This is a genomic window from Rhizobium sp. BR 317 (genome assembly GCF_047445835.1).
Taxonomy (GTDB): Bacteria; Pseudomonadota; Alphaproteobacteria; order Rhizobiales; family Rhizobiaceae; genus Rhizobium; species Rhizobium paranaense.
In genome coordinates this window covers 143,361-159,678 of sequence record NZ_JARWLB010000003.1, presented here as the reverse complement: position 1 = coordinate 159,678, position 16,318 = coordinate 143,361, and the positions used below count along the sequence as shown (strand labels likewise).

At 55.8% G+C, this 16,318-nt stretch carries 18 protein-coding genes and 2 tRNA genes; 12 read left to right on the top strand and 8 right to left on the bottom strand.

Annotated elements, in window-relative coordinates:
- Positions 1-71: 71 nt before the first annotated feature.
- The 3 genes from rfbD to QD357_RS05855 form a co-directional block, all read right to left on the bottom strand.
- Complete coding sequence (gene rfbD / locus QD357_RS05865; RefSeq protein ID WP_107109865.1) at positions 72-971, bottom strand: dTDP-4-dehydrorhamnose reductase; 900 nt, start codon at positions 969-971, stop codon at positions 72-74.
- The gene (gene rfbB / locus QD357_RS05860) at positions 968-2,035 is read right to left on the bottom strand and encodes a dTDP-glucose 4,6-dehydratase (RefSeq protein WP_107109866.1); all 1,068 of its coding nucleotides are present in this window, start codon (positions 2,033-2,035) and stop codon (positions 968-970) included. Before rfbB ends, rfbD begins: the two co-directional genes overlap by 4 nt.
- Positions 2,036-2,305: 270 nt before the next feature.
- Positions 2,306-2,388, bottom strand: a tRNA-OTHER gene (locus tag QD357_RS05855).
- A 294-nt stretch (positions 2,389-2,682) separates the two neighbouring features.
- On the opposite strand from QD357_RS05855, the gene QD357_RS05850 reads away from it, so the two are divergent.
- From QD357_RS05850 to QD357_RS05835, 4 genes are all read left to right on the top strand, one after another.
- Positions 2,683-3,447: a toprim domain-containing protein gene (locus QD357_RS05850; protein WP_414124112.1), complete on the top strand. Its 765-nt coding sequence runs from the start codon at positions 2,683-2,685 to the stop codon at positions 3,445-3,447.
- Positions 3,440-4,975 (top strand): phage/plasmid primase, P4 family, encoded by a 1,536-nt coding sequence (locus QD357_RS05845; protein ID WP_414124111.1) that lies wholly within the window; start codon positions 3,440-3,442, stop codon positions 4,973-4,975. Before QD357_RS05850 ends, QD357_RS05845 begins: the two co-directional genes overlap by 8 nt.
- A gap of 402 nt (positions 4,976-5,377) precedes the next feature.
- Positions 5,378-5,602, top strand: coding sequence for a hypothetical protein (locus QD357_RS05840; protein WP_414124110.1), 225 nt, complete (start codon positions 5,378-5,380; stop codon positions 5,600-5,602).
- Between the two features lie 9 nt (positions 5,603-5,611).
- The gene (locus QD357_RS05835) at positions 5,612-7,633 is read left to right on the top strand and encodes a hypothetical protein (protein ID WP_414124109.1); all 2,022 of its coding nucleotides are present in this window, start codon (positions 5,612-5,614) and stop codon (positions 7,631-7,633) included.
- Here QD357_RS05835 and QD357_RS05830 read toward each other — a convergent pair.
- Positions 7,630-7,812: a hypothetical protein gene (locus tag QD357_RS05830; RefSeq protein WP_414124108.1), complete on the bottom strand. Its 183-nt coding sequence runs from the start codon at positions 7,810-7,812 to the stop codon at positions 7,630-7,632. The two genes, QD357_RS05835 and QD357_RS05830, sit on opposite strands and share 4 nt — an antisense overlap.
- Positions 7,813-7,887: 75 nt before the next feature.
- On the opposite strand from QD357_RS05830, the gene QD357_RS05825 reads away from it, so the two are divergent.
- The 7 genes from QD357_RS05825 to QD357_RS05795 all read left to right on the top strand — a co-directional run bounded on the left by QD357_RS05825 (position 7,888) and on the right by QD357_RS05795 (position 12,844).
- Complete coding sequence (locus QD357_RS05825) at positions 7,888-8,439, top strand: hypothetical protein (protein WP_414124107.1); 552 nt, start codon at positions 7,888-7,890, stop codon at positions 8,437-8,439.
- Positions 8,440-8,455: 16 nt separating this feature from the next.
- Entirely contained in the window at positions 8,456-8,635 is a 180-nt protein-coding gene (locus tag QD357_RS05820; RefSeq protein WP_414124106.1) for a hypothetical protein, read from the top strand.
- Positions 8,636-8,731: 96 nt separating this feature from the next.
- Positions 8,732-9,958: a phage major capsid protein gene (locus QD357_RS05815; protein WP_414124105.1), complete on the top strand. Its 1,227-nt coding sequence runs from the start codon at positions 8,732-8,734 to the stop codon at positions 9,956-9,958.
- Positions 9,958-10,479, top strand: coding sequence for an HK97 family phage prohead protease (locus tag QD357_RS05810; protein ID WP_414124104.1), 522 nt, complete (start codon positions 9,958-9,960; stop codon positions 10,477-10,479). The genes QD357_RS05815 and QD357_RS05810 overlap by 1 nt, the downstream gene beginning before the upstream one ends.
- Entirely contained in the window at positions 10,476-11,624 is a 1,149-nt protein-coding gene (locus QD357_RS05805) for a phage portal protein (RefSeq protein ID WP_414124103.1), read from the top strand. Before QD357_RS05810 ends, QD357_RS05805 begins: the two co-directional genes overlap by 4 nt.
- Positions 11,625-11,628: 4 nt before the next feature.
- Entirely contained in the window at positions 11,629-11,814 is a 186-nt protein-coding gene (locus QD357_RS05800) for a hypothetical protein (protein WP_414124102.1), read from the top strand.
- A complete protein-coding gene (locus QD357_RS05795; protein ID WP_414124101.1) occupies positions 11,804-12,844 on the top strand; it encodes a tyrosine-type recombinase/integrase in 1,041 nt (346 codons plus the stop codon). Before QD357_RS05800 ends, QD357_RS05795 begins: the two co-directional genes overlap by 11 nt.
- 59 nt (positions 12,845-12,903) lie before the next feature.
- Here the strand turns inward: QD357_RS05795 and QD357_RS05790 are convergent.
- The 3 genes from QD357_RS05790 to QD357_RS05780 all read right to left on the bottom strand — a co-directional run bounded on the left by QD357_RS05790 (position 12,904) and on the right by QD357_RS05780 (position 14,415).
- Positions 12,904-12,977 (bottom strand) — tRNA-Gln (locus QD357_RS05790).
- Positions 12,978-13,226: 249 nt separating this feature from the next.
- Positions 13,227-13,862, bottom strand: a complete 636-nt coding sequence (locus QD357_RS05785; RefSeq protein ID WP_107109867.1) for an NrsF family protein — start codon at positions 13,860-13,862, stop codon at positions 13,227-13,229.
- The gene (locus QD357_RS05780; RefSeq protein WP_107109868.1) at positions 13,849-14,415 is read right to left on the bottom strand and encodes a sigma-70 family RNA polymerase sigma factor; all 567 of its coding nucleotides are present in this window, start codon (positions 14,413-14,415) and stop codon (positions 13,849-13,851) included. The genes QD357_RS05785 and QD357_RS05780 overlap by 14 nt, the downstream gene beginning before the upstream one ends.
- Positions 14,416-14,803: 388 nt before the next feature.
- Here QD357_RS05780 and QD357_RS05775 point away from each other — a divergent pair, with 388 nt between their 5' ends.
- Positions 14,804-15,094: a DUF2282 domain-containing protein gene (locus QD357_RS05775; protein ID WP_107109869.1), complete on the top strand. Its 291-nt coding sequence runs from the start codon at positions 14,804-14,806 to the stop codon at positions 15,092-15,094.
- Between the two features lie 55 nt (positions 15,095-15,149).
- Here QD357_RS05775 and QD357_RS05770 read toward each other — a convergent pair whose 3' ends face one another.
- Entirely contained in the window at positions 15,150-16,106 is a 957-nt protein-coding gene (locus QD357_RS05770; protein ID WP_107109957.1) for a hypothetical protein, read from the bottom strand.
- Between the last annotated feature and the right edge of the window lie 212 nt (positions 16,107-16,318).

Sequence of the window (16,318 nt, the reverse complement as noted above, 5' to 3'; positions counted from 1 at the left end):
AGTCTCGACTCGAATTCTTTGCAGGCAATCGGATAAAAAACGACAACTATAATTTTAGAACTTCGCGCAACTCAACTTGAAGCGGGAGAAAGCCTCGCGATCACCTCCGTCACACCCTCCTGCCAAGCCGGAAGATCCAACCCAAAACCACCCGTCAGTTTCGCGCAGTCCAACCTGGAATTATGCGGCCGCTTCGCCGGCGTCGGATATTCGGCGGTCGAGATCGGCTTGAGAGCATCGAGCGTCAGCGCAAGATTGAAGTTTTTCGCGGATGCTTCGCGGACGATATGTGCGGCATAACCATGCCATGACGTCTTGCCCTCAGCGCTCAGGTGATAGGTGCCCGATACATCAGGCGTATTCGAACCACTGACGATGTCGACGATCCTGCGCGTGACATCCGCAATCAACGCCGCCGAAGTCGGTGCGCCGATCTGATCGGCGACGACGTTCAACGCACTGCGCTCCTGCGCAAGACGCAGGATGGTCTTGAGGAAGTTGTTGCCGTGATGGCCGTAAACCCAGCTCGTCCGCAGGATGACGTGATTTGCGCCAGCGGAGCGCACCGCCTCTTCGCCCAGCCACTTGCTTTCGCCATAAACCGACTGCGGATTGACAGCATCGCTCTCCACATAAGGATCGGCTTTCATGCCGTCGAAGACGTAGTCCGTCGAATAATGCACGAGATAGGCGCCGTTATCGGCGGCCCAGCGGGCCAGCACGCCGGGTGCCGTGGCATTGACCGCCATCGCCTGCCCTTTTTCGCTCTCGGCACGATCGACGGCCGTATAGGCGGCGGGATTTACGATGATCGCCGGCTTGTGCTCCCTGAGCACCGAGAGAATGCTCGCCTCATCCGACAAATCCATCTCCGCGCGCGTCGCGGCGATTATTTTGCCCAGGGGCGCCAGGGAACGCTGCAATTCGAAACCGACCTGCCCATTGGCGCCGGTGACCAGAAGCGCGCTCACGCCTGAACCTCATACTGCTTGCCGACCCATTCGCGGTAAGCGCCGCTGGTGACGTTCCCTACCCAATCCTGATTGGCGAGATACCATTCGATCGTCTTGCGAATGCCGGTTTCGAACGTCTCTTCAGGCTTCCAGCCCAGTTCGCGCTCGAGCTTGCGGGCATCGATCGCGTAGCGGCGATCATGACCAGGCCTGTCCTTCACGAAGGCGACCTGGTCCTTGTAACGACCGCCGCCAGCCTTCGGCCGTAGCTCGTCGAGGATGCTGCAGATCGTATGCACGACGTCGAGATTGGGTTTTTCGTTCCAGCCGCCGACATTGTAGGTCTCGCCGACCTTGCCGGATTGAAGCACGCGACGGATGGCGCTGCAGTGATCTCTGACATAGAGCCAATCGCGAATCTGCTGACCATCGCCGTAGATCGGAAGGCTCTTGCCTGAGAGCGCATTCAAGATCACCAGCGGGATCAGCTTCTCCGGGAAATGGTAAGGGCCGTAGTTGTTGCTGCAATTCGTCGTCAATACCGGCAGGCCGTAGGTATGATGCCAGGCGCGCACCAGATGGTCCGACGCAGCCTTGCTTGCTGAGTAGGGGCTGTTCGGCTCGTATCGATTGAGTTCGTTGAACGGCGCATCATCCTTAGAAAGCGTGCCGTAGACCTCGTCGGTCGAGACATGAAGCAAGCGAAACGCCTGCTTCTCGTCACCCGGCAGGCCGTCCCAATAACCACGAACCGATTCGAGCAAATTGAACGTGCCGACGACATTCGTCTGAATGAACTCGCCAGGTCCATGAATGGAGCGGTCGACATGGCTTTCGGCGGCAAAATTGACGACGGCGCGCGGTCTATGGGTGGCGAGCACATCACCGACCAAATCGCGGTCTCCAATGTCGCCATGAACGAACACATGGCGATGATTGCCGTTCAATCCTTTCAGCGTATCCAGATTGCCGGCATAAGTCAGCTTGTCGAGGTTGATCACCACCTCATCGAAGCGATCCAACCAATCAAGAACGAAGTTCCCCCCGATGAAACCGGCGCCCCCAGAAACCAATATCGTCATTTCGCTTTCAGTCTCACTAAGCCTTTTAATACAACTTCCAATATGACAGCGGTCGCCAGACCTATATTTTCGGGAAAAATTGCCGATGAATGGCTGACTTCTACAACGTCTACGAACGTTTTGAAAAGCGTTTCGCTGCGACTTCGCTTAAAAATTGTCCCAGCATCCAGCGATTTTCGGTCGCGAAAAATGCTAACAACAGCGCATGGGGAATCATGGCCCGGACAGCTATGCCTGCGAAGGAAGATCTGTTGATTGGAGCGCTTAGATTGGCTGGGAAACCTGGATTCGAACCAAGATTAACGGAGTCAGAGTCCCTACCGGCTTACTGAATATAAGGCGCTTTTTTCCCGACTATGAGGAAAAAGCACCATGCAATATCAAATAGTTACAAAAGATTTCCCGACCGTAAAACCGCCGCCCAAAATGAAAACGACCGCCCCGACTGGCATCGGGAACGGTCGCGAAACGGGATACCATTGTGGCGATATCGGCAGTCTGCATAGCACAGGCGAGGCGCTCTCGACAAGAATCGACGGTGCCGCGATATGAACATTCAACAGGCTGCACGAGCGCTCGGCGGCGATGTCGTCGCGCGGGATAGTATCAATTGCCCCGGTCCCGGTCATTCCGTGGGTGACCGGTCATTGCGGGTCACCTTCAACGGTTCTTCCTTCACGGTCTATTCGCAAGCTGGCGACGACTGGAAACGGTGTAAGGACTACGTGCGCGATCGCCTCGGATCCGGTTACGTGGCGGTCACAGCGTCGACGCCGGAAGACGATCGACGGAAAACTGAGTTCGCGCTCAATATCTGGCATTCGGCGGTTTCAATCGTCGGCTCACCGGCCGCTGCCTACCTTTCGAGCCGCGGCGTGCCTTATCAGAGCGAGGCGTTGCGCTGGCATCCGTTTTGCCCATTCGGCAACGGCGTCAAGGTCGGGTGCTTGGTGGCGCTGGTGCGCAATATCATCACTGATGAACCGCAGGCAATTCACCGTACGGCAATCGACTGGAGCGGCCGGAAGCTATCAGAGCTCGACGGCAACGGCCGGAAGGCGCTCGGATCGGTCAAAGGCGGCGCCATCAAGCTTTTTAGCGCCGTCGATTCACTCGGCATCGGTGAAGGCATCGAAACCACGCTTTCAATCCGCCAACTTCCCGGCCTGGACACCCTTCCCGTTTGGTCGGTGCTCAATGCTGCCGGCGTGGCGGCGTTTCCGGCCCTCCCCGGCGTCCGATCTGCATTTGTCGCCATCGATAACGACCGATCCGGGACCGGTGAAAAGGCGGCTTCGGCGCTCCTTCAAACGCTAACGGCTTCGGGCACCAAATTACAGTCAATCAGAACGCAAAAGGTCGGCACCGACCTGAACGATCTCATTATGGAAATGGCAGGGCGCAATGTTTAATCCAACACTCGGCTTGCCGGCTGGAATTATCATCACCGAAGACAAGCCGCGAACCTTCGAAGACATTCTAGCCGAAGCGAACAACCTTGTTGCTGATGACGTGGCGGGTATCGAGCGGCTTTGCGACGAGGCGGCAACGCTATCACCGATCAAAAAAGATGCTGTGCTAAGCCGCATCAATCTCGTCACTAGCATATCTCTCGCCACGCTGAAGAAACAGGCAGACGGCCACGGGACCAATAACGAGCCCGATCATCTGGACCTTGCCCGGAAAGTTGTCGCGTCGATCGGTCCCGAAAATATTATCCAGGCCGGACAATTTACCTGGAAATTCGCGACTAATGGGGTTTGGAAACGCTGTGATGACCGTGAGGTGAAACAGGGTGTCCAGGCGACATTAGAAAACGAGCGTCTTGCCGTAACGTCATCGCGCGTAAATGGTGTGACGGAGATACTGAAGAACGAGATTTTCAAAGTCGACCACGAATTCAATCGCGGCAACCCGGAAAGCGTCAATTGCCTGAACGGCGAGCTTGAACTTGTCGGCGAGCATTGGCTTTTGAGATCGCATCGACGCGAGCTTTACCGCACCACGCAAATCCCGATTGCTTTTGACCCGCACGCGACAGCGCCGCTTTTTTGGCAGTTCTTGAACGATATTTTCCGCGATGACCCGGACCGCAACGAAAAGATGACGGTCGTGCTGGAAATGATGGGCTATTCCCTCATGGGCCACGCCAACCGCGAAAAATTCATGCTTCTGATTGGGTCGGGTGCTAACGGCAAGTCTGTAATCTTGGCGACGTTGGAAGGACTTCTAGGCAAAGAAAACGTCGCTGGCGTTCAGCCTGCAAATTTCGATAACAGGTTTCAACGCGGTCACCTGGACCAAAAACTAGCCAATATCGTCACGGAATTGAAGCAGGGCGAGACGATCGCGGATGCTGAACTGAAGGCGATAACGAGCGGCGAGCCGGCGACGGTCGAACATAAAAACAAAGACCCGTTCGTTATGCGCCCATTCGCTACGTGCTGGTTTGGCACTAACCACATGCCTCACACCCGCGATTATTCAGATGCGTTTTTCCGACGGGCGATCGTGCTTCCGTTCAACCGCGTCTTTGCGCCTCACGAGCAAGACCCCGGATTGAAAGAGAAGTTGGCGAGAGAACTACCCGGCATTCTGAATTATGTCCTTTGGGCATATGTCCAGGTGGTAAAGCGTGGCGGCTTCACTATCCCGGCGTCTTCTCTAGCGGCACAACGCAAGTGGCAGATTGAGGCTAACCAGGTTGCTCAGTTTGTCGAAGATCGTTGCGACGTACGGGCAGACGGCAAGGCCACAATCGAATTGTTGTATTCGATCTATCAAGGATGGGCCCAATCCGTGGGCGTCCGTCAGACGCTCGGCCAACGCCACTTTTGCGACCGGTTGGAACAGTTGGGCTACATGCGCGCCAAAGGTACGGCCGGCGTACGCATAATTTCCGGTTTGACCCTGAAGGGGATGCCGGCGGGGCTGCAATAATGATCATAAATGTAAAATGAGTGGCGCAAGTGGCGCAATTCTCAATTCCTTACGTGAAGAGAAAGACAAACCCTTTACGTGCACGTCAACGATTATGATCCGAATATAAGAATGATGCACGAAAATTGCGCCACTTGCGCCACTCATATGAATCTCGATCCGGCGAGAAAATCGCTCAAAGCTGACGCGCCACGGACCGGCCCCCAGACACTTTTTCGCTAGTGCACTGTCGGGACAGATTCGGGATATGTAATAACGTAACATTATCGCTTGTTAGCGCCGCAAAAGTGCATTCATGCGGAGAACCTTTATCCACAAACTCTACACCGTGTCACTTGACACGGTTTGTGGAGGCGTGCTACATGACACGATATGAGCAAGTCGTAAAGGATCACTGTCATGATGACGGATAAGAGTTACACGCCGATCGGAACGGACTTCGACCAATATATAGCCGCCTTCTTCAGCGGTGAACTATCGTCAAAGGCGCTGGATTTGATTGAGAAGGCATTCTTTGCCGGCGCCGCCTCGGCAACCGGCATTTTGAAGTGCAGCCCGGAAAGGCTCGATACTCTTTGCGATGAACTCGCGGATCACGCCGACAAGCGGGAAACGCTGAATCACTGAATACCAACCATGAGCGGCGGGACACTCCACCATGCCCGCAGTTCGAACCTCAAGGAGGTCTTAATCGCAACAAAGGTGGCGAAAGTGCTTACAGCAAATCAAATATATCGAAATTGGGAACTTGACGGCGTGCCATCCTCTGGCAATCACTCGCCCAAATTAGGGGAGATTCGCGCCTGGGGGTCGTGGATCGAAGGCGTCATTGCCGCATTCACAGCGAACGGCGGCTTGATTTATTCGAGTTTGGCGCTCTTGAACGCCGATCTTGCACATGCCGCGAATTCCATGGCGTGGGTAGTCGGTGATGCGACAGTTGCGAATAATGGTATTTATCGCAAAAACGGCGCGTCTGGCTCGGGCTCGTGGACGCGTGTTGCGGATCTTCCGTATTCCTTCATCGTCGGCACCGACGCGGGCGCCGGCACGCCGAACGCCATCCAAGCAACGACGTCGATTCCGGTATCCGGCGCGGCTTTGATCGTCATGAACGTTTTCGAGGCGAATACCGCGTCACCTGTGACAGTATCGTTTAACAACGGCGCGGTTTTGACGATCAAAACGAATAGCGGCAATGATCCGGCTGTTGGCGGTTTGGTCGCCGGTATGCTGCTTTTCGGCTATATCTCAGGGACGACATTTCGTCTTATCAGCGATCAGGCTTCGAACGCGATTGTTGCTGCGGCGGAAGCGGCACAAGTTGCGGCAGAAGAAGCGCGCGATGTGGCGTTGTCAGCGGCATCTGCGAATATCTCGAATGTGATAAGCCGCGCCGTCGCTCAATCCATCGCATTCCCTGCCGGAACATCTTATGTCCGCACCGCTGGCGATGCTGTCGCGGGCGATTTGGGCGCGGCAATTTACGCGCCGATAGCCTCGCCTCCGATCTTAGGTTTTCAGGACTTGAATGGTCATTATTGGGAACTGCGCGAAAACGAAATCCTTCCAGAAATGGCCGGAGCAGTGGCAAACGACAACAGTAAGTCCGCAGCGAACAAGGCAGCGTTCCAGAAGGCTGCGAATACCGGACTGATTTTGAGCGTTCCCGGAAAAACATATTATTGCGACCCCGGCGTTACGTTTGAATTCGGTGGAGCGAAAGGGAAGAAGGGAAAATCTCAGATTGTCACCGGTGATACTTCGTCCGCCAACTTTTTCGTTGTTGACTCGACGGATCCGGTTGTTTTTGAGGATTTGTATTTCATCGCGAATAATCTCGCTAAATTGTCTGGCGCAGCGATCCATTTAAATAGTTCTACAAGTATTAATCAAGATTCCCGGATTGCTGGATGCATTTTCGCGCAGTTTCCTATTTGTATAAATACTCTGAATGCTTACACTTATACTTTTATGGACAATGTTTTCTCGCAATATGACATTGGTATAATTGTTCAGGACGACATTAGTCCGGACGGCGGCGATAGTCAGATTTACGGAAACCGATTTGTAACGTTGCGCGGAAGTCCCAACGAAATCGGCGTATTGCAATACAACTCAGGCGGCATGAAGTTTTTCGGAAACAAAGTAAACGGTGGAAAAACCGGCTATTTGTTTTCTGCGAAAGGTGGCAGCGCTATGCCAACCCAATCGACGTCAATCCTTCTTATCGAAAGCAATTCGTTTGAAGGGCAACAGAATAACAACATTTATGTAGATCGTGACGGATCCGCCAACCCTTCCATTAGCTTTTCGCATCTGCTCATCAATGGGAATCAGCTAAATCTAGCGAGTTCGACCGCAGCCGCGAATAATGTCGGTATCGGATCCGCCTTGAATCTCAAATGGGCGATTGTCAGTAACAATATCGTCCAATTGTCGCCGATCGCGGGAAGCAGCGGTATCAACATCGCTGCAGTGTCTCATGCGAGCATTCTAGGCAACGTCTTCGGTGCAACGGGCGTCGGCAAAGGAACGGGTGTAACCCTAGGGGCAAACAGTTTCGTTACTTTGGGACCGAATCGCTATGATCAGAATCTAGCGGGAAGGTATTCCGCCGTGACACCCGGCAACGTGGAAGTAATCGGTAACGGTTAAGGCGACCACTTAAGAAAAGCCTTTGCCTTCGCCAACCTGGCGGCGCGATCTTCACGTAAAGCAAGTTCGCGCTCCAGCCGTTCGAATATCGGCCACGCTTTTTCGCCGTTTGGCGAACGCTCAATGAATTCTGCCAGAATCGCCATCGTTTGGCGTATTTGGTCAATTGTGACGGTCATGACGCTTTTCCTCTATCCACAAACCTTAAACCGTGTCCATTGACACGTTTTTCAAACCGTGCTAGGTGACACGATATGAGCAACGATGATCTGACAACTTTCACTCCGGGTGAAGTCGAAGCGGTAACCGGTCTATCAACCGTGATGCAGCGCAATTGGCGCCGGCACGGCTATTTGCCGGCAACAAAAGACGGACATGCAAGATTCAATGCGTTCGAAATGGCCCGTCTCATGGTCATGAGAATGTTCAGCGACCGCGGAATCGGGCCATCAGAGTCATTCGAGATAGCTGGGATTTGCTCCGTCGGTATAGTCTACTCGGCACTTCAAGAACGTATGGCTTACAATGCCAATATGGATCTTGAAGCACTGCGCAGGGAACATATCGATCTTCAATCCATAAGCAGGCGCATAATCAGAGAATATACCGGCGCCGGCAACGCACCGGCGCAATATTTTATATGGTGGGCTGACGGCACGCATGTTTGGCATCGCTCGCTCAGTGACGCTTTTCCTCCATCTGATTTCCGAGATCCTAGAACCGTTGGTCTTGTCATGCTGCTGGACCTTAACGCGCTTGGGCGGGAATTACTCGCCAAAATCCGCAAACCGATTGCGCATGTGTAAACAAGGATTTCCAGAAATGATGAACCCACAAAAGGTTTTCGACCCGGAAGAAGCCGCGAAATACATCTCAAACGGCGGTCTTAGCAAACTGCCTTTGGAACAACTGCATTGGTTCATGACTGTAACGCGGTCTATGGCCGATCTTGCTGAAGCCGAAATTAAGCGCCGGGGAGTTCATCCCCTTCTCCCGCGCTGAACTCCCATCAAAACCTATCGTGCCGGTTTCATCTTCCGTACCGGCACGACGCACCAAAAAGGAGGTCAATTTTTAAACCCGGAAGGATGCCCGACCATGATCAGACTGCACGAACTTATCGAACAGCGGGCGGCTATCGTCACTCGCATGAACGAAGCCCATCAGGCAGACAATAACGATGCCTTCACGACCGCCGAAACTGAACTGCGTGCCGTTGATGCGCAGTTGGAGCGCGCAAAGAAGATAGATGCTGCCGAACGCGCTGAACCTGGTCGCCCGATCAATGGCGATGCCAAACTTGATACCGAAATTCGTTCTAAGTTCCGCGTCACCCGTGCCATCGCGGCCCAGGCCGGTCTAGCCGTCGACGCCGGCTTTGAACGTGAGGTGCAGGCCGAACTGTCGAAGCGTGCCGGCCGTCCTGCTGAAGGCATCTTCATTCCGACCGAAGTTTTCGAAACTCGTGTGCTGACGACTTCGACGGGCGCCGAGCTCGTGCCTACCGATCATCGCCCGGATCAATATATTTCCGCTCTCACGGCTTCATCTGTTGTTCGTGGCCTTGGTGCTCGCGTCCTGTCGGGTTTGACTGGCAATCTCAGCATCCCGCGTGAAACGGCAAGTCCTGCGATCGGTTGGGTTGCCGAGAATGCCGCCCTATCGTCCGGCGATCCCGATTTCGACGCGGTGACCCTCAGCCCCAAGCATGCCGGCGCACTCAGCGAGTTCAGCCGCAATATGCTTCTCCAGGCTTCACCTGATGTTGAAGTGCTGCTTCGTCAGATGCTCGCACGCGATATTGCGCTCGTGATCGATCGCGCGGCCATTCAGGGCGGCGGCGCCAATCAGCCGAAGGGCGTGCTTGCTACCACGGGCATCGCAACGCAAGCCTACACGACCGATCTTTTCACCACGACGGCCGAAATGATCGCCAAGGCGGACATTGCTAATGTTGCCACGGCGCGGCGTAGCTTCCTGACGACCAATCTCATCAAAAAGATTTGCTCGTTGGAACTGGACGCGAACAAGCTACCCGTGGGTATCGCACCGATCTTCCACAATGAGCCGACGACGTTTTCTAACCAGGTGCCGACGACTCTTGGCTCCGGCGATGAACACGGGCTGATCTATGCCGATTGGTCGGAACTGCTTATCGGTATTTGGTCAGAAATTGACATCCTCGTGAACCCCTTCGAGTCGACCGCCTACAGCAAGGGTAACGTCTCGATCCGGGCTATGGCGACAGTCGATTGCGGCGTTCGTCACCCGCTGGCGTTCGTGTCAGCAACGGGCGTCGAAACAACTAGCGTGGCGATTGCCTGATGATTGAGCGGCGTTCTTTCAACGAGATTCGGACCGTCGGCCGGCGTATCGAAGGATACGCCGCCACGTTCAACAGCGAAGCGCGCATAGGCAAGTTCGTGGAAAAGATCGCCCCCGGCGCCTTTCGCGAAGCATTGGCGGGAGATGTTCTCGCCATGCTCGACCATGATCCGGGAAAGGTGCTTGGCCGCACCCGTTCGGGCACACTGCGGCTGACAGAGGATAGCCGCGGTTTGGCTTTCTCGCTTGATCTTCCCGACACTCAGCCGGGCCGCGACGTGCTCGCCCTTGCCGAGCGTGGCGATTTGGGCGGCATGTCTTTCGGCTTCACGGTGCCCCAGGGCGGCGAAAGTTGGCAGGGCGAACAGCGAACCCTACGCAACGTTTCGCTTAAGGAAATTAGCGTTGTCTCCGCATGGCCTGCCTATCCCGACACTGAAATTGCTTTGCGCGCACGCCAGAACGGTGCAGATGCTGAACGCCGACGGCGCGCGCTTATCCTTGCGAGGGTAAACGCATGAGCCTGATCGAACGTATTGCCGGTTTTGTCGGCTATGAAAAACGCGCCGCCGTGACTGACCCTTCATGGGCTGCGCTCGCGCCGAATATAGGTTGGTTGCAAGGCCTATCGGCGCGCGCAAGCGAGAATCTATCCACGGTCCTTGCTTGCGTAAATTCCATCTCGACCGCGTTGGCCTATGTCCCGGTCATCGTCTATCGCCGCGACAACGACGGCAATCGGGTAGAGGTTACGACGCATCCGTTGTCCCGAATCGTGCGTGCCGGCGCCAATGGGCAAATGACATGGCCGGACTTTCTTGAACACCTGGTCGCAAGTACGCTTCTAAACGGCAACGGCCTTGCCGTGATCGACTGGAGCGGCAACGGACAGCTTTCCGGCTTTCGGTTTGCGCCTTGGAGCTTCGTGACCGTATCGGAACTGTCGAGCGGCCGACTCGCCTATGATGTTTCTGACGGACGCGGGAACACACGTCGTTACCTTGAAGGTGAAGTTATTCACCTTCGTGACCGGACCGACGACGGGAAAATAGGTCGCTCACGGTTATCCCGTGCCGCTGAAACCGTCGACGCTGTTCATGCCGCTAACACCCATGCGCGGGCATTCCTCAATAACGGCGCCTCTCCGTCTGGTGTTCTCGAAACGGATAACAAGCTATCGCCGGAAGCGGCGACACAGATAGCAGCGTCGTGGAAGAATCGGCACGCCGGTGCCGCTAACGCCGGTTCCACACCGATTCTTGAGGAAGGGTTGAAGTGGAAAGTATCGCAAATCAACCCGGAAGATGCCGAATTGCTCGAAACCAGGCGATTCGGGGTTGAGGAAATCGCGCGCCTCTTTCAAATCCCGCCGCCGATCGTCGGTGATTACACGCACAATACATTCACAAATAGCGCGCAAGCCGGCCTATGGTTTGCAACGTTCTGCCTTTCGCCGTGGGCGAGAAAGATCGAAGCGGAATTCCTTCGATCCGTGCTGTCCGGCCCCTACGAAATGGAGCTTGATCTATCCGGCTTCCTTCGTGGCGATCCTGAAACGCGATGGAACACCTATAAAATCGCGATCGAAACAGGCGTTCTTGACGCTAACGAGATCCGCCAAATTGAAGGCTGGAACCCACGCAAGAAGACGACGAACGAGGCTTAATGCAATGGGGCGTCGTCAAGCAACATATTCCGCTGCCGATATTGCCAGAGCCGTCAAAGGCGCGCGCGATGGCGGAATCGTGGTCGGGAGAGTAGAAATTGAGCAAGGAAAAATAATAGTCTTTGCCCAATCAACTAAGCCCGATCCACAATCCGCCTTGGATCAATGGATAGAAAAAGATGCGCGTTAGGTTGAAGGGCATTAACAGCAAGACAAAGACGCTCGCCAACGGTGAAAAGCGGACATACTGGTACGCTTGGAAGGGTGGGCCGTCACTTCCGGGAAAGCCTGGCGATCCTGAATTTATCGCCGCCTACAATGATGCTGTCGCAAAAAAGGTCATGCCCAAGTCCGGCACACTTCAAGGCGTTTTAAACGGGTTTCAAGAAAGCTCCGAATGGGAAGACCTCGCGCCGCGCACGCGGTCGGACTACACCAAACTAATCAAGGTGATCGAAAAGAAGTTCGGCAATTTCCCCATTTCCGGTTTATCCGATCGGAGGGCGCGCGGAATTTTCCTTTCCTGGAGAGACGAGCGCGCAAAGGCGTCCCGCCGCCAAGCCGATTACGGATGGCAGGTTTTCGCACGTATTCTGTCATGGGCATTAGGCCGTGGTTTGATCCCGGCGAATCCGTGCGAAAAGGGAGGTCGCGTTTATCGCGGCAGTAGAGCCGATAAAATCTGGACGCTCGATGATGAGTCGGCCTTTTTGGCGACTGCAAAGCCCAATTTACAATTGGCGCTTATCCTTGCTCTTTGGACAGGGCAACGGCAGGGCGATCTATTGCGGCTTTCCTGGACGCAATATGACGGGAAGGTTATTCGCCTTCAGCAAGGCAAGACCGGCGCGCGCGTCGTTATCCCGGTTGGTGGGCCCCTGAGGTTAAGGCTAGATCCGCTCAAGCGGCGCGATGGGAATGTACTCGTGAACCTTGAAGGCGAGCCGTGGACCGAAGACGGCTTCCGTTCCTCATGGGCAAAAGCGTTTAAGAAAGCCGGCCTATCGGGCATCACGTTCAACGACACTCGCGGAACTGCTGTAACCAGGCTCGCCCTTGCTGGAGCTACAGAAGCAGAGATAGCGACTATCACCGGTCACAGCTTGCGCGACGTTCGTTCGATTCTGGACGCTCACTATCTTCACCGCGATCCAAAGCTCGCAGAAAACGCGATTCTCAAGCTGGAAGAGTTCGAAAGGAGAACGAAGATTCCCGACTAAGCTCCCGACCGTCACAGGATGTTCTAGTTAGAAAACGGAAAAAGCGCTTTAAAAACAATTGGCTGGGAAACCTGGATTCGAACCAAGATTAACGGAGTCAGAGTCCGCTGTTCTACCATTGAACTATTTCCCAACAGCCGCCGGACGTTGAACGCCCCCGCGGGGAAAGCAGCGCCTCTATAATGGAATTCGCCGCGGATGCAAACACTTTAACGCCCATGAATGAGATTTTTTGGGCAAGGCACAGCCAACAGACAAGATAGTCCCTGAACAACGGCGTTTCCAGCCACTATTTGAAAACTGGCCGGACGCCTTCCCGGCAGCTTCGATCAATCCAGCGATAGCGTTTACGACCGCCGCGTCGCCGTCCAGCCCCAATCCATCACCAGCGCAGCATGCGCCTGCCGACGAGATATCCAACCGACGTCACCGCAGCAATGGCGATCGGATACCACAGCAGGACGAAGAGCGGGCTGTCATCCGTGCAATTGGAAGCATAGAAGGTGGCGGCGACGCCGCTCGCGGCAAGCCCGGCGACTGCGCCGGCGAAACCCGGATTTTCCGGCGCCCCTTGGCGCAGCGCAAAGAGGAAACAGGCAAGCGGGCCGATCGACAGCAGCGGAATGAGTGTCAGGCAGAAGCGGGCATTGTGCCCGATCATGCGTGCGCCCCAGCTATCGGCCGGCATGACCATCATCTCGGCGAGAGCTGCAGCGACCAGCAGTAGCGGTGCCGCAAAAAGCGCCCAGCCCCAGGGACGCAGCGACACGCCGGGACGGCCGACGCGAAAGACGACGGCCCCGGCGGTGACGGCCAGCGCGATCGTGACGACGAATTTGAACAGGAAGCGCACCGTTTCCATGGCGGTGCCTATATCGGCACGAAAACCGATCGCCGCGAAGAAGATCGCGCCGCTGATGAGGATGCCACCGACGACCGCCAGCATCAGCGCCTGCCCGATCCGCGAACGGACCGGCGCATCCTGCGCCAGAAGATTGATGAGGTCATCGGTTTTCACGTGTCTCGCTCCGATATAAGGCGGCAAGCGCCTTCAATGCGCGATGCAGGGCGACGCGCACTGCACCCTCCGTCATCTTCAGCCGATCGGCGGTCTCGCGCACGCTGGTTCCCTCGACGGAAATCGAGCGTACGATGGTCCGCTGCGGATCTTTCAGTTGCTCCAGCATACGATCGACATCAAGCCGATCCAAGGTATCCGTCTGCTCTTCCGCCTCCAAAATATCGATGACATCGTCGATCGGCACGTTCACATGCCGCCCGCGTCGCCTCAGGCTGTCGATCAGCTTGTTGCGCACGATGGTCGATATCCACGGGCCGATCGGACGCGAGGTATCCCACGTTCCGCGTTTCAGATGTATCGTCAGCAACACTTCCTGGACCACGTCCTCGGCCTCGCTTGCCGGCGCGCCGAACTGATCGCAACGCCGGCGCGCCATTGCGCGCAGGTATGGAGTGACGGCAGACAGGAAGCGATGATAGGCCTGCGCATCGCCATCGATGGCGGCCCGCATCCAGACTGCCCATTCCTCTTCGCGCGCCGAATAATTCATTCGGCATCTCCTTCTACGCGCGACCGCAGGCTTTTGTTACCGGCAATGGTCATTCTTTTGCAAAACCTTGCCTCAATCGGATTTCGGCCAAGACAGATGCGCCAGAGATTGGGCATCGTCAGGTGATTCGACCACTATGAGGCATGAAAGAGTGCCGCTTGGAAAGGTCGTTATTCCACATCCGCTACGTATTGACCCTCGGCCTCAGCGATCTTCCCTGCCGCTCCCTTTGTCTCACGGAAACCAAACCTCATTTATTGCTTCCGATATACATCCAAAGAATGGAATAATGGACTGCGTTGAACAGACGTTTGCCCGTGGCGTCTGTAATCGCCGCAGACGCCTGCGCAATCCGCGGACAGCTCATGCTTTTTAGGGAAACAAGCTTATGAGGGACAGCGTCGTCACTGTGGCTATTGCCAGCATGCTGGTGTCCGCGGTCGCATCCCTTATTGCGGCTCCAGCCGCAGCGGCCGACGGCAAGGCGAAGGAAAAGTGCTACGGCGTGGCCCTCAAGGGCCAGAACGATTGCGCGGCCGGCGCAGGCACCACCTGTGCCGGCACGTCGACAATCGACTATCAAGAGAATTCCTGGAAGCTGGTGCCCGCCGGGACCTGTGAAATGATCAAGACGCCGAACGGCCATGGCACCCTGGCACAAGGACCGGCGCCCGCTTGACCGAAGCCAGCCGTCGGGAGCCCGGATGTCCGGGCAGAGCCCAACGGATCACCACCTATCGCAGAACCGGCTCTCCATGGAATCGGCGGCGCGACGGCTTCGAAACGCCGAAACCGACTTCCATCATCAGCCGTGGCTTTTGCGTCGGCACGGTACCCATGTGGAAACCGAAGGGATCTTCGACGAAGCCGAAACCGGCTTTGCCGGTCAGCGTGACGGCGCTTTCCTCTCCGTAAAATCGAAGAACCTCTTCTGCCGGATGGCCGACCAGGAGGGTCAATTGATGCTTCACCCGCCGCCTTCTATGGCTGCCCTTGACGAAGACGTGCGGCCCGGTGCCTTCATCCACATCGACCAGATTGAAGAAGAACTTCAGCATTCGCCAGTCATCGAGGTCGAAATGATATTTGTCGAGCGAAGCGAGGCTGCGATCCGCCTCCGAGGCCTGCGTCGGAAAACTCCACCAGATGCGCGTGGTTATCACTTGGGCCTGCCCGCCGAGATAGTGCCGGGCCACGTCGCCAAGCAGAGGATCGCGCTGAACCGCGAGGACCGCATCGCAATCGAGCGAACGCTCGAAAAAATGTCCGCTGAGAAGAGGCCGGCCGAAACGCGCCTCCGCATCCGCATGTTCGGGCGCCACGAATTCAAGCTTCCTATCAAAATTGCCGAAGCAGCCGGTGGTTCGGGCAAATTCGGCAATGTCGCGGTGAATGCTCTCGGGCAGGATCAAACCGGGGAAAAGCCCATCCGTCCGCAGCGCATTGACAACTGCGTCGCACTCGATCCCTGAAAACATCGATTGGCCGGCCCCCGGACGCGCCACAGGCCGCCTGGTCGCCAACCAATGCATACGCCGAAACGGCATCGTTCGGGCCAGCAGAAACATCGGCAGCCAAGCCGGATTTTCCCGCACGTCCGTCAAATAGGTGGGTATTCGAACAGCCATTCGCTTCAGGCGGCCGCCCTTCCGGGCGATGGACTCCAAGTCGTCAGCCGGAGGATTGTGCATCGGTATCCTTTCCGCACGCGCATGAATCGACAACAACAGGCGAAGCTTGTTGAAAAATTCGCCGGAGGTAATCCTTTTCGGCGCCGCAAGACGCCTGTTGCAGCGCGGCAAATAGAAGCTCCTCAACCGGGGTCAAGAGGCTGGAAAGGCACATTCCTGCTTGTTTTACGAAAATCCGCGAGACGATCGCCTTACGATTTTACAAATGTTTT